Genomic DNA, 14,469 nt, shown 5'->3' with positions numbered 1-14,469 from the left:
ACCATCGCCGCACCCGACAACAGCGTCGCGAACAACTCCCACACCGACACGTCGAACACGAACGGCGTCTTGTGCATCACCCGATCACCGACACCGAACCCATACCGATCCCACATCCACACCAGGCGATTCACCACACCCGCATGCGGCACCACGACACCCTTGGGCACCCCCGTCGAACCCGACGTATAGATCACATACGCCGGAAGCCCCGAATGCAGGGCACCCAACCGCTCCGCATCGCTCAACACCCCACCGTCGAACCCGGCCACCCGCGCCACAACCTCAGGCTCGTCCACGACCAGAACCGGCCGACCGTCGACGACAGGCGCCGACGCCGTATCCGTCACCACCAACACAGGCCCCGCGTCCCGCAACAGGAACCCGACCCGCTCATCCGGATACTCCGGATCGATCGGCAAATAGGCGCCGCCCGCCTTCAACACCGCCAACAACGACACGACCAGGTCGATCCCGCGCTCCAACACCACCGCGACAACCGACTCCGGACCCACCCCCAACCCCACCAGACACCGCGCCAAACGATTCGCCCGCACATCCAACTCCGCGAACGACACCTCCACACCCTCGAACACCACCGCCACCGCACCCGGCGACGCCACCACCCGAGCCTCGAACAACCCCACAACCGAAACCGAATCCCGATCCACAGCGGTGTCGTTCCACCCCACCAACACCCGAGACCGCTCATCGTCGGTGAGCACATCGACCGCGGCGAGCCGAGTGTCCGGCGCAGCGGCGACCGTCCGCAGTACCCGGACCAGCCGCTCGGCGATCTCCGCCACCGAGTCCGCGTCGAACAGATCGGCGGCGCCGGTCAGACCCCCCGAAAGACCGATCGCGCGACCACGCTCGTCCACGATCTCCGCGAGGCTCAGTTCCAGGTCGAACTTCGACGCCGGCTTGATTCCCGAGACCGTCTCGACGTCCAGACCGTCGAGCTCCAACCCGGCCCGACCGGCGTTCTGCAGCGTCAACATCACCTGGAACAGCGGATGCCGCGCCAACGACCGCGCCGGCGCCAACTCCTCCACCAACCGCTCGAACGGCACATCCTGATTCCCGAACGCCGCCAGGCCCGTCTCGCGAACGCGGCCCAGCACGTCCCGGAAGGCCGGATCGCCGGACAGGTCGGTGCGCAACACGAGCGTGTTGACGAAACACCCGACCAGCTCGTCCAGCCCTTCGTCCGTCCTCCCCGCCACGGCCGACCCGATCGGGATATCCGTCCCGGCACCCAACCGCGACAACAACACCGCCAACGCCGCCTGAAGCACCATGAACACCGTGACGCCTTCGGACCGCGCCAACTCGACCAATCGGCCGTGTAGTTCGCTCGAAACCTCGACTGGGACGCTGTGGCCGGCGCGGCTCGCCACCGCCGGACGCGGGCGGTCGACCGGCAGTTCGAGCTCCTCCGGGACGCCCGCCAGTGCCTCGCGCCAGAAACCCACCTGTCGCGCAAGCACACTGTCCGGATTGTCGGCCGTGCCGAGCAACTCCCGCTGCCACAGCGCGTAGTCGGCGTACTGGGCCGGCAACGGCGCCGCCCACTCGGGCGCCCGTCCCGCGCGTCGGTCCGCGTAGGCCAGCGCGATGTCCCGGCCCAGGGGTCCCCAGGACCAGCCGTCTCCCGCGATGTGGTGGAGCACCACCACCAGGACGTGTTCGCGGGCGTTCACGGACAGCAGCCACACCCGGATCGGCGGCTCGGTCGTCAGGTCGAAGGTGCACGTCGCCATTCGGGCCACCTCGGCCACCACGTCGTCCGCCGCGACGTCGACGAAGGTCGGCTGCCATGCGACCTCGTCGGAGCCCGGAATCTCCTGGTACGGCTCGCCGTCCACGACGGTGAACACGGTGCGCAGCACCTCGTGCCGGGCGATCACGTCACGCAGCGCCGCGCGCAGGGCCGTACGGTCCGGGTCGCCCGTCAGGCGGGCGACCACCGGGATGTTGTAGGTCGGGTCGGGGCCGTCCAACTGGTCGAGGAACCACAGCCGTTGCTGGGCGTAGGAGAGCGGGATGCGCTCCGGGCGGCTCCGGGCGGCCAGGGCCGTTCGGGCCGGATCGGCGCCGGCGAGCGCGGTGGCGAGGCCCGCCGGGGTCGGTGTCTCGAACAGGGCTCGGACCTCGAGTTCCACGCCCAGCGCGGAGCGGGCCCGGGAGATGAGTCGGGTGGCCAGGAGCGAGTGGCCGCCCAGTTCGAAGAAGTTGTCGTCCACGCCCACCGCGTCCAGGCCGAGGATGTCGGCGAAGACGCCGCACAGGATTTCCTCCCGCGGGTTGGCGGGCCCACGTCCGGTCGATTCGGCGGCACCGGGTTCCGGCGCAGGCAGCGCGTCGCGGTCGAGCTTGCCGTTGCCGGTGAGGGGCAGTGCGTCCAGGACGACCAGGGCCGAGGGAAGCATCTGCTCGGGCAGCCGTCGGGCCAGGAACGCCCGCACCGTGTCGACCGGTTCCTCGTCGTCGCGGTTCGCGTCGAGAACGAGGTAGGCGATCAGGCGGGGGCCGCCCGGTGCGTCCTCGCGGGCGATCACCGCGGCCTGGGCGACCAGGGGGTGGGTGAGGATGGTGGCCCGGATCTCGGCGGGTTCGATCCGGAAGCCTCTGATCTTGACCTGGTCGTCGGCCCGACCCGCGAAGGCGAGTCGTCCGTCCGGGGTCCAACGGGCTCGGTCGCCGGTGCGGTACATGCGCTCACCCGTGCCGAACGGGCAGGCCACGAAGCGCTCACCGGTCAGCCCGGGTCGGTTCGTGTAGCCGCGCGCGAGGCCGGCGCCGGCGATGTGGAGTTCGCCGGTCACCCCGATCGGCACCGGGTTCAGGGCGTCGTCGAGGACGTAGGCCCGGGTGTTGCCGATGGGGGTGCCGATCGGGACCACGCCGTGCTCGACCATCTCGGCGGTCAGCCGGGTGGTGGTGACGCCGATGGTGGTCTCGGTCGGCCCGTAGTGGTTGAAAACGGCGCGGTCGCCGGCCGCGTGCAGCAGGTCGCGTACCCACGGCGCCGGGGCCGCCTCACCACCCAGGATCAGGGTGCGGGCGGGCAGTATGGCGGCCGGGCCGCCGCGTTCGGCGAGCGCGGCCAGGTGGGAGGGTACGGCCTTGACGTGGTCGATCCGGTGTTCGGCCAGGTAGTCGGTCACGGCTTGGGGGTCGAGCACGGTGTCGGCGTCGAGGATGTGCAGGTGGCCGCCGCTGACCAGGGAGGTGAACACGGTCGTATTGCCCAGGTCGGTGACCTGGGACTGCAGCAGCGCGTAGCGGGCTCCCGGTGTGCCGAGGCCGATGCGCGCGGGCACCGAGGTCACGTAGTTGGCCAGCGCACCGTGGGTGACCGCGACGCCCTTGGGTGTGCCGGTCGAACCGGACGTGTAGATCACGTAGGCCAGTCCGGCCGGATCGAGCACCGGATCCGGTACGGGGTCCGCCGTGCCCGGGCCGGTGGGCAGGTCGTCCATCGAGACCATGCGCACCTTGCCCGCCGGGAGGTCGTCCAGGACCTCTTCGGTGGCGATCAGCAGCACGGCCCGGCTGTCCGTGAGCAGGAAGGCGATCCGGTCCACCGGTTGGCGGGCGTCGATCGGGACGTACGCGGCGCCGGCCTGCCATACGCCCAGGATCGCCGAGGTCATCGCGAGGCCCTGGGGCAGGCACAGGCCCACCACCGACTCCGGTCCGACGCCGGATCCGAGCAGGTATCGGGCCACCCGGTCGGCGTGCTCGCGCAGTTCGGCGTACGAGGTGTGCGTTTCGCCGCAGGTCACCGCCGGGGCGCCGGGGGTACGTGCCGCCTGGGCGCGGAAGAGTTGCGCGATGGTGTGGTGCGGGACGTGGAGCGTGGTGTCGTTCCACTCGGCCAACACGCGGGTCCGCTCGGCCCGGTCGAGCAGGTTCACCCGGCCGGCCCGGATGTCGGGGGTTTCGGTCACCGCGCGCAGCACCCGGACCCAGCGCTCCGCGATGGAACGGGCCGAATCCGCGTCGAACAGGTCGACGGCGGCGGTCACCGACCCGGTGAGTCCGGCGGGTTGGGCCTGCTCGTCGAAGGTCTCGGCCACCATGACGTCGAGGTCGAACTTCACCCCGGGGCGTTCTTCCGGCAACAACTCGACGGTGACGTCGGGCAGTTCCAGAACCGTTTCGACGCTTTCCTGCATCGTCAGCACGACCTGGAAGAGCGGGTGTCGGGCCGTGGACCGGGTGGGGGCGAGTTCTTCGACGAGTCGCTCGAAGGGCACGTCCTGGTGGGCGAAGGCGCCCAGGGTGGTGCGTCGGACCCGGGCCAGCAGTTCGGTGAATTCGGGGTCGCCGGTGAGGTCGGTGCGCACGACGAGCGTGTTGACGAAGCAACCGATCAGGGGGTCCAGCGTCTCGTCGGTACGGCCGGCGACCGCCGAGCCGATCGGGATGTCCGTACCGGCGCCCAGACGGGACAGCAGCAGGGCCAGGGCCGCCTGGAGCACCATGTAGACGGTCACGCCCTCGGCCCGGGCCAGTTCCACCAGCGCGCGGTGCAGGTCCGCGGGCACGTCGAGCGGGACGCTGTGCCCGAGATGGCCGGCCACGGCGGGCCGGGTACGGTCGGCGGGCAGGGCCAACTCCTCGGGGGCGCCGGCCAGGGCCGTGCGCCAGTGGTCGATCTGGGCCCGGATCGGGCTGTCCGGATCGTCCTCCGAGCCGAGGAACTCCCGCTGCCACAGCGCGTAGTCGGCGTACTGCACCGGCAACGGCGCCCAGTTCGGCGCCCGGTTCGCCCGCCGGGCCGTGTACGCGGTCGAGATGTCGCGGCCGAGCGGTCCCATCGACCAGCCGTCGGCGGCGATGTGGTGCACCACCACGACCAGCACGTACGCGCCGAGTCCGAGGGTGGAGGCGGGACCGGAATCGGAACCGGTCCGGGCCTCGGCTCCGGCGTCGGGAGTCTCGCCATCGCCCGCGAACAGCCAGGCTCGAAACGGGGGTTCCACCGCGAGGTCGAACGCGTGCGTCGCCGCGCGTTGTACGGCCGAGGGAAGCTCGTCCTCCGGGAGGTGAATCGTCGACAGGCTCCACCCCACCTCGTCCGTCGGCAGGATCCGCTGGTACGGACGGCCGTCCTCGGCCGGAAGCACCGTGCGCAGCACCTCGTGCCGCTCCAGCACGTCGCGCAGCGCTGCGGACAGCGCCGCCGGGTCCGGATCTCCGGACAGCCGCAGGATGATCGGCGCGTTGTAGGTGGTGCCGCGCCCTTCCAACTGGGCCAGGAACCACAGTCGTTGTTGTGCGAAGGACAGCGGGATCCGGCCGGGGCGAGGCCGCGCGACGAGCACGGGCCGGTTCCGGGTCGAGCCGGTGATCGCGCCGGACAGGTGGGCGGCGAGGCCGGCGGGGGTGGGGGTGCGGAACAGCTCGCGCATCTCCAGGTCGACGCCCAGCAGTGCGCGGACGCGGGAGATCAGTCGGGCGGCGAGCAGTGAGTGGCCGCCGAGTTCGAAGAAGTTGGCGTCCGGTCCCACCGCCGCCAGGTCCAGGACGTCGGCGAAGATCCCGCGGAGGATGTCCTCTTCCGGGGTGGTCGACCTGTCGACGGCCGTGTGCCGGCGCGGGTCGGGCAGCGCGCTTCGGTCGATCTTGCCGCTGACGGTCAGCGGGAACGCGGGCAGCGGCACGATCGCCGTGGGCACCATGTACTCCGGCAGTCGCTCGACCAGGTACCGGCGCAGCGCCTCGGCCGTGGCGCCGTCACCCCACACATCGAGGCCGGCGACCGTGTCGACGGCGCCGCCGTGGGCCTCGCCCGAGGACTCCGGGCCGACCACGTAGCCCAGCAGTCGCCGGTCGCCGGATTCGCTCTCCCGGGCGATCACCACGGCCTGGCCGACGAGGGGATGGGTCCGCAGTGCCGCCTCGATCTCGGCGGGCTCGATTCGGAAGCCTCTGATCTTGATCTGTTCGTCGACCCGCCCGGCGAAGGCGAGTTGCCCGTCGGGGGTCCGGCGCACCCGGTCTCCGGTGCGGTACATCCGCCCGCCGACCCGGAATGGGTCGGCGACGAAGCGTTCGGCGGTCAGCCCCGGGCGGCGCAGGTAGCCCCGGGCCAGGCCGGCGCCGGCGACGTAGAGCTCGCCGGTGACCCCGATCGGGACCGGCGCGAGGCAGTGGTCGAGGACGTACACCCGGGAGTTGGTGATCGGCGTGCCGATGTCGGGGTCGGTGTCCGGGTGCAGGGGCCGGGACATGGTCGCGCAGACGGTGGTCTCGGTCGGCCCGTAGGCGTTGATCATGCGTCGGCCGGGTGCCCATCGGCTCGCCTGTTCGCGGCCGAGGGCCTCGCCGGCGGAGACCAGGGTGCGCAGGCAGGTCAGCTCTCGGGGGTCGAGGACGGGGAGCACCGCCGGGGGCAGCGTGGCGTGGGTGACGCGGTGTCGGGTGATCACGTCGGCGAGGCCGCCGCCGGGGAGCAGTTCCTTGGCCGGGGCGACCACCAGGGCCGCGCCGGTGCATAGCGCCATCACGATTTCCCAGGTCGCGGCGTCGAATCCGATGGAGGCGAATTGCAGGATCCGGCTGTCCGGGGTGACGTCGAGCCGGTCGACCTGGGCGGTGACCAGGGAGGCGATGCCGGCGTGGGTCAGGGCCACGCCCTTGGGTCGTCCGGTGGAGCCCGAGGTGTAGATCACGTAGGCGAGGTCGGCGAGCCGGGCGCGGGTGGGGATCGGGTCGGCGGGTCGGGCGTCGATCGCGGCGCGGACCGAGGGGTCGTCGAGGGCGACGGTGAGCAGGCCGCGGACGGGGAGGTCGTCGAGGAGGTCGTCGGAGCCGAGCAGGACCGAGGCGCGGCTGTCGGTGAGCATGTACGCGAGGCGTTCGAGTGGTTGGCGCGGGTCGACGGGCAGGTAGGCGGCGCCCGCCTTGAGTACGGCGGTCAGTGCGACGATCAGGTCGACGCCTCGGTCCAGGACCACCGCGACCACCGATTCGCGGCCCACCCCCAGTGCGGTCAGGTGGGCCGCCAGGCGGTTCGCGCGGGCGTCCAGTTCGGCGTAGTCGATCCGGTCGGTGTCGCAGAGCACGGCGGGGGCGTGCGGTGTGTGTTCGACCCGGGCGCGGAACATGTCGGTGGCGGTCAGGGCCGGTACCGGGGCGGTGGTGTCGTTGCCGCGGGTGGTGAGCGTGTGCCGCTCGTCCGGGTCGAGCAGGTCGATCCGGCCGATCGGGTCGGCGGGGTCGGCGGCGGCGATGCGGTGCAGCATGCGCAGGAAGCGGGTGGCGAGGTCGCCGGCCGTCTCGGGGTCGTGCAGGTCGAGGTTGACGTCGACGTCGATGTCCAGGCCGGTGTCGGCGGATCGGTCGTAGACGTTGAGCTGGCGGTCGACGATCGGGCCGTGTGAGAGGTTGCGGACGGTGGCGGGGCAGTCGCCGAAGCGCATCGAGTAGTCGAAGCTCATCACGTTCACGACCAGGCCGCACAGCGCGGCGCCGTCGACGCTGTTCAGGTCGCGGAGCATGTCCTCGTAGCGGTAGCGCTGGTGGCGCAGGCCGGAGAGCACGGCGGTGGAGGTCTGTGCGACGAGTTCGCCGACGGTGGTTCGCGGGTCCAGTCGCAGTGGCAGCGGCATCACGTTGGAGGTCATGCCGGGGATGGCGAGTGCGCGACGCCCGGTTCGGCCCAGGACGGGAATGCCCAGGATCACGTCGCGCGCGCCGGTGCCGCGGTGTTGGTGCGCGGCGGCGGCGGCGATGACCAGTGCGGGGAGGTTGGTGCGCAACCGGGCCGCGGCGGCCTTGAGTCGGGTGGTGTCGCGCGGGTCGACCGCGGCGCTGTGCCGGGTCTGCGCGCTGGGCAGGCTGCGCGCGTACCGGGTGTCCGGGGACGAGGTCTCGGCGGGGCCCGAGAGCGTGTCGTGCCAGTACCGCCGGTCCCGTTCGAAGTGTGCCGAGGCGCGGTAGGCGCGGTCGGCGTCGATCAGCACCGAGACCGATTCCAGGGGCGGTTCGTCGGGGGTGCGGCCGGCCAGCAGCGCGGTGTAGACGCGGGCGACCCGGTCGGCGATCAGCGACCCCGCGTGGCCGTCCATCACGAGGTGGTGGGCGCGTTGGTACCACAACACCCGGCCGGGCGCCAGGGTGAGCACGACGGAGGTGAACAGGCGGTCGGTGCAGGGGTCGAGCCTGCGGGCCAGGTCGCGGCGCATCCAGTTTTCGGCGGCGGCTCGCGGGTCGGCTTCGGCGCCGACGTCGACCACGCGCACGGGGTGCTCGTCCGCCGGGTCCGGGTATTGGCGGGGTGCGCCGTCGATGGTGCGAAAGCGGAGCCGGTGGGTCTCGGCCTGGTCGAGCACGCGGCGTACGGCGCTCACGAACAGGTCCACGTCCACGTCGCCGTGGATTTCCAGGTATTCGCCGACGTTGTAGACCGTGTGCTCCGGCGCCACCTGGTGCGCGTACCATACGCCCAGTTGACCGGCCGTCAGTTCCCAAAGCCCAGGCGCGGTTGCGGCCATTCGCTCTCCCCCAGGTGATGTCGGCGGCCGCGACCGGGAGAAGGTCGGTACTTCTCCATAGAGATCCGTGATGACCGGCCGAGACGAGTGTGGTCCGCGGCGTGTGCCGATTCGGGAATCCGTCGTCGGTTTCACCCGTGCGTCGACGGTATTCTCGGCCGGATCCGACTCGACCGGATTCGCTGCCGCCCTTCCGGTCGAGGGCGTCCGGCCTTGCCGGGGCGGCTTTTTCGGGATTCTCCTCGCTTCCGGCCGTCATCCTCATCAGCGTGCTCGGGGGATGTCAACCGGCCGATCGGGGGCGGGCGTTCGGCGGATTGGGCGCCGCTCGTTCAACTGCGGCGGCGCCACGGTTGAACACCCGCGGGCCCCGCTCGCGGGCGTCGTCCCAGGTGGTCGCGTTGAGCCCGGCGGCCTGCCGATGACATGGTGAATCGCGGCGGGATCGCGGCGAGCCGGTCGCCTCGGCGCCCGCTACGGTCGGGGCGCGGACGCTCGGGCCGGCGTGGCCCGGGGGCGGCATCCCGTTCCCGACGGCGAATGGAACTCATCGACCATGCCTTTCCTGCACGCCAATGGCATCCGTCTTTCCTACGAGCGCTCGGGTCGCGGGGAAAGTGTTCTTCTCATCATGGGTTCGGGCGCCGCGGGTCGGGTCTGGACCATGCATCAGACACCCGCGCTGCATCGGGCCGGATTCGAGACGGTCGTCTTCGACAATCGGGGAATCGCGCCCTCGGATGCTCCGCCGGGGAAATATTCGCTCGAGGACATGGTGGCCGATACCAAAGGTCTGATCGACGCGTTGGATCTGGCTCCCTGTCGCCTGGTCGGGCTTTCCCTGGGTGCTTTGATCGCACAGGAACTCGCGCTGCACCACCCGGAGTCGGTGCGCAGTGCGGTGCTCATCGCCACGCGGGCCCGTTCGGACGCCATCCGGCGGGCGCAGACCCTCGCGGAACGGGCGGTGGATCAGGACGGTGTCCGCCTGCCGCCCGCCTATCGCGCGTTGAACACGGCGATCCAGATGTTGTCGCCGACCACGTTGAACGACGACGACTCGGCCGCGACGTGGCTGGAGATCTTCGAGTTGTCCGGCGACGCGGATTCCACCGGTGGCCAGGCCTGGGTGGACCTGGACGTGGATCGGCGTGCGGAGTTGGGCCGGATCACCGTGCCGTGTCGGGTGGTGGCGTTCGCCGACGATCTGATCTCGCCCGTGCATCTGGCCGCAGAGGTGGCCGACGCCATTTCGGACTGCGACCTGGTCACGATCCCCCACGCGGGCCATCTGGGCCACCTGGAACGTCCCGAGGAGGTCAACTCGGTGATCGTCGAGTTCCTCGAAAAGTACTGAGAGGAAGTTCCGTGAGCATGATGGCCGCCCCGGGCATGGGGCCGACGCTGCGCCTGGACGATTCGATCACCCGGCAGCGGGTCTCGCCGGGCACGGTCCGGCGCGTGCTCCCGTACGCGGGCCGCCATCGCCACTGGGTGGTGTTGGCGCTGGTGGCGACGATCGTGGACGCGGTCATCATGGCCGCGAGTCCGTTGATGTTGAAGACGGTCATCGACGACGGCATCCGGCCGGGCGACTTCTCCGTCGTGGTGTGGTTGTCCGTGACCATCGCGGTGTTGGCCGTGGTGGACGCGGGCGCGATCTACTGCCAGGCGTGGTTCTCCGGGCGGGTGGGCGAGGGGTTGGTCTACGAGCTGCGCACCGAGGTGTTCACGCACGTACAGCGGCAGCCGTTGGCGTTCTTCACCCGCACCCAGACCGGGTCCCTGGTCAGCCGGTTGAACACCGACATCATCGGTGCGCAGCAGGCGGTGACGACGTTGTTGACGCAGGCGGTGTCCACGTTCCTGACGGTCGGACTGGTGCTGGCCGCGATGTTCTACCTCTCGTGGCAGATCACCCTGGCCGCGCTGGTGCTGATCCCGATCTTCCTGGTGCCCGCGCGGTACTTCGGTCGGGCCATGCAACGACTGGCCCGGGAGGAGATGCAACTCGACGCCGAGATGGGCTCGATGATGAACGAGCGCTTCAACGTCTCGGGCGCGATGCTGGTCAAGCTGTACGGCCGCCCGGTGGAGGAGTCCGACGCGTTCGCGCGGCGGGCGGCCCGGGTGCGGGACATCGCGGTGGTCTCCAACGTGTACGCGCGGCTGTTCTTCATCCTGGCGACGTTGTTGACCGCGCTGACCACCGCGCTGGTCTACGGGTTCGGCGGGCGGCTGGCCATCGACGGCACCCTGGAGATCGGCGCGCTGGTGGCGATGGTCGCGCTGTTGTTGCGGTTGTACGGGCCGATCAATCAACTCTCCAGTATTCAGGCGAGTTTCATGACCGCGCTGGTGAGCTTCGACCGGGTCTTCGAGGTGTTGGACCTGCAACCGCTGATCGTGGAGCACCCGCGGGCGCACGACCTGCCCGCGGCGGGCGACGACGGCACGTCGGGCCTGGATCTGGAGTTCGACGACGTGTGGTTTCGCTATCCGAGCGCCGAGGAGGTCTCGTTGGCCTCGTTGGAGAGCACCGGCGCGCGGGTGCGGGAGTCGGCGCAGGACGACTGGACGTTGCGGGAGTTGAGCTTCACCGTGCCGCAGGGCGGGATGACCGCGCTGGTCGGCTCCTCGGGCGCGGGCAAGACCACGATCACCAATCTGGTGCCGCGGCTGTACGACCCGGTTCGCGGCGCGGTCCGGGTGGGCGGGCACGACCTGCGCGAGCTGACCCTGACCTCGCTTCGGGACACGATCGGCGTGGTCACCCAGGACGCGCACCTGTTCCACGACACGATCCGGGCGAACCTGCTGTATGCCCGCCCGGAGGCGACCGAGGCCGAGGTGGTCGCCGCGTGCGAGGCGGCCCGGATCCAGGAGGTGATCGACGCGTTGCCCGAGGGCCTGGACACCGTGGTCGGTGACCGCGGCCACCGGCTCTCCGGCGGCGAGAAGCAACGGGTGGCGCTGGCGCGGCTGTTGCTGAAGTCGCCGCCGATCGTGGTGCTGGACGAGGCGACCGCGCACCTGGATTCGGAGTCCGAGGCGGCGATCCAGCAGGCGTTGGAGACCGCGCTCAAGGGCCGGACCTCGCTGGTGATCGCGCACCGCCTGTCCACGATCCGCGACGCCGACCAGATCCTGGTGGTGGACGCGGGTCGGATCGTGGAACGCGGCACGCACCACGGCCTGTTGGCGGCCGGCGGGATCTACGCCGACTTGTACCGCACGCAGTTCGCCGAGCGGAAGGACGTCCCGGATCCGGACCTGCTCCCGGAGACCTCCGCGCCGGGACCGGCCTGACCGCTACGCCCCTCTCCCCCGTCCCACCGCCCCGGTCCGCCCGGGAACGGCCGGGGTACGCCGCGATGTCGCGGCGTACCCCGGCCGTTTCGTCGTTTCGCCGGTGGGCGATCGTGTTCGAATCCGTGTGCGCCACGCCACACACAGTAGACTAAAGTGCTAGCATCCTAGTTAAAGCGGAGTGACCATGATCGACTTCCATTTGGACACCCGCTCCGGTGTATCCCCGTACCTGCAGTTGGTCCATCAGGTCCGACAGGCCCTGCGTCTGGGCATGTTGTCGGTCGACGACCAACTGCCGACGGTCAAGGAGGTCGTCTCCAAGCTCGCGATCAACCCCAACACCGTGCTCAAGGCCTATCGCGAGCTCGAACACGAGGGCCTGGTCTCGCCCAGGCCGGGCGTGGGCACCTTCGTCACCCGCACTCTCACCGACGGCTCGCTGGCGGCACACGAGAGCCTGCGCGAGGAGTTGCGGAGCTGGTTGGACCGGGCCCAGGAAGCGGGCCTGACCACGGACAGCATCGAGGCTCTGCTCATGACCACCTTCCGGACCACGCTGCGGTCCACCGAAGCAGCCCATACGGAAAACGTGCGAACACCAGAAAGGTGAGGCAATGACTCCGGTTCTGGAAACCGAGGGACTCGGCAAGCGCTACGGCCGGCACGACGCCCTGGCCGACTGCACGCTGAGTGTGCCCTCCGGACGCATCATCGGCCTGGTCGGCCCCAACGGGGCCGGCAAATCGACGCTGCTGGGTCTGACCTGCGGCCTGATCGCCCCGACCGCGGGCACCATCAGCGTGCTCGGCAACCGACCCGCCGCGAGCGCCGACCAGTTAGCCCGGGTCGGTTTCGTCGCGCAGGACACCCCGGTCTACCCGGGCCTGACGATCGCCGACCACCTGCGCATGGGGGCGCGGCTGAACCCGCGCTGGGATCGGCGGCTGGCCGAGGAGCGGATCCGCCAACTCGGCCTGGACCCGGCACAGAAGGCCGGCCGCCTCTCCGGAGGCCAGCGCGCCCAACTCGCGCTCACCATCGCCGCGGCCAAACGCCCCGAGTTGCTGATCTTCGACGAACCGGTTGCCGCCCTCGACCCGCTCGCGCGCCGCGCGTTCCTCCAGAACCTGATGGAGGTCGTGGTCGAGATCGACGTGAGCATCATCCTCTCCTCGCACCTGCTCTCCGACCTGGAGCGGGTCAGCGACTACCTGATCGTGCTCGCCGCCGGGCGCGTGCAACTCGCCGGGGAGGTGGACGAACTGCTGGCCAGCCACTACCGCTTGACCGGAGCACGCGGCGAACTCGACGCGCTGCCCGCGGCGATCGACGTGGTCACCGCCGAACACACCGCCCGCCAAAGCACCTTGGTGGTGCGGACCTCCGGCTCGGTGCCGCACCATGTCAGTGCCGCCGAGCATGTGGACCTGGAGGACATGGTCCTGGCCTACATGACCCAGGCCGCCGACAGCGCCGCGGGCCTGCCCGCGCCGCGCACCCGGATCCAGACCTCGGAGGCCCCGCGATGATCTGGCTCACCTGGCGACAATTTCGCACCCAGGCCCTGATCGCGCTCGGCGCGCTGGCCGTGCTGGCGATCTACCTGGTCTTCCTCGGCCTGTCCATCCGCGACGACTACGACGCGCACATCGTCGGCTGCCAGGCGCTGAACACCTGCGCCACCGCGAAGGACGCCTTCGAATCCGACTACAAGGCGCAACTGACCCTCCTCGGGGCCCTGCTCATCGTCGTCCCCGCCGTCCTGGGCACCTTCTGGGGCGCGCCGCTGGTCACCCGCGAGCTGGAGAGCGGCACCCACCGACTCGTCTGGAACCAGAGCGTGACCCGTGCGCGTTGGCTCGCGGTCAAGCTCGCCGTGATCACCGTCGCCGCGCTGATCCTCACCGGAGTCTTCTCCGCCCTGTTGACCTGGGCGGCCCGCCCCTTCGACCGGCTCCAGGGCACCCGGTTCACCCCGCTCGTCTTCGACGCGCGCAACCTCGTGCCGCTCGGCTACGCCGTCTTCGCGTTCGTCCTGGGCACCACCATCGGCCTGCTGATCCGCCGCACGCTGCCGGCCATGGCCGTCACGCTGGTGCTCTTCGCCGTCGTGCAGGTGGTGATGCCGTACGTGCGGCCGCACATGCTCCCGGCGAAGGAGGCGGCGGTCGCGGTGAACGGCACCACGCTGCCCCGGGTGAGCAGCTTCATCCTGGACGGCGACGCCGGCGGACCGGACGAACGGGTCTCCACCGGCGCGACGCTGCGCATCGAGGACTACCGCATGCCCGGCGCGTGGGTGCTGACCGGATCCACCAAGATCCGCACCGCCGACGGCAAACCCGCCACCACCGGCCCCGAAGTGCAGAGCTGCCTGGAGCCCGCGAAGTCCGGGTTGGCCGAGTCCGGCGAGTGCCTGGCCGCGCAGAACCTGCACTTCGACGTGAAGTACCAGCCCGCCGGCCGGTACTGGACCTTCCAGTGGGCCGAGACCGCGATCTTCCTCGGCGGCGCGCTGCTGCTCGCGGGCTTCGCGCTCTGGCGCATCCCCCGCAACCTCACCTGAGCCGGTAGCCGATGGCCGGTCCGATCGTGCCGGCCACCGCCCCCGTTCCCTGCCCCGCACACACGATCGGCCGACCGCGTG

The 14,469-nt window shown here is 70.6% G+C and carries 6 protein-coding genes; 5 read left to right on the top strand and 1 reads right to left on the bottom strand.

Features of this window, described 5'->3' with window-relative positions:
• On the bottom strand, positions 1-8,510 hold an 8,510-nt coding region (locus tag ACIRL2_RS05225; protein WP_402230278.1), incomplete at its 3' end, for an amino acid adenylation domain-containing protein.
• A 664-nt stretch (positions 8,511-9,174) separates the two neighbouring features.
• Here ACIRL2_RS05225 and ACIRL2_RS05220 point away from each other — a divergent pair.
• The 5 genes from ACIRL2_RS05220 (at position 9,175) to ACIRL2_RS05200 (ending at position 14,388) form a co-directional block, all read left to right on the top strand.
• Positions 9,175-9,867, top strand: coding sequence for an alpha/beta fold hydrolase (locus ACIRL2_RS05220; protein WP_402230276.1), 693 nt, complete (start codon positions 9,175-9,177; stop codon positions 9,865-9,867).
• A 17-nt stretch (positions 9,868-9,884) separates the two neighbouring features.
• The gene (locus ACIRL2_RS05215) at positions 9,885-11,819 is read left to right on the top strand and encodes an ABC transporter ATP-binding protein (RefSeq protein WP_402230296.1); all 1,935 of its coding nucleotides are present in this window, start codon (positions 9,885-9,887) and stop codon (positions 11,817-11,819) included.
• 187 nt (positions 11,820-12,006) lie between these two features.
• Positions 12,007-12,432, top strand: a complete 426-nt coding sequence (locus tag ACIRL2_RS05210) for a GntR family transcriptional regulator (RefSeq protein ID WP_395867992.1) — start codon at positions 12,007-12,009, stop codon at positions 12,430-12,432.
• Between the two features lie 4 nt (positions 12,433-12,436).
• Entirely contained in the window at positions 12,437-13,351 is a 915-nt protein-coding gene (locus ACIRL2_RS05205) for an ABC transporter ATP-binding protein (protein WP_395867994.1), read from the top strand.
• Positions 13,348-14,388, top strand: coding sequence for a hypothetical protein (locus ACIRL2_RS05200; protein WP_395867996.1), 1,041 nt, complete (start codon positions 13,348-13,350; stop codon positions 14,386-14,388). The genes ACIRL2_RS05205 and ACIRL2_RS05200 overlap by 4 nt, the downstream gene beginning before the upstream one ends.
• The last annotated feature ends 81 nt before the right edge of the window (positions 14,389-14,469 follow it).

This window comes from Embleya sp. NPDC127516 (assembly GCF_044765325.1).
Classification (GTDB): Bacteria; Actinomycetota; Actinomycetes; order Streptomycetales; family Streptomycetaceae; genus Embleya.
Note: the sequence above shows the minus strand (reverse complement) of the source record. Positions and strands in the feature narration are given on the sequence as shown.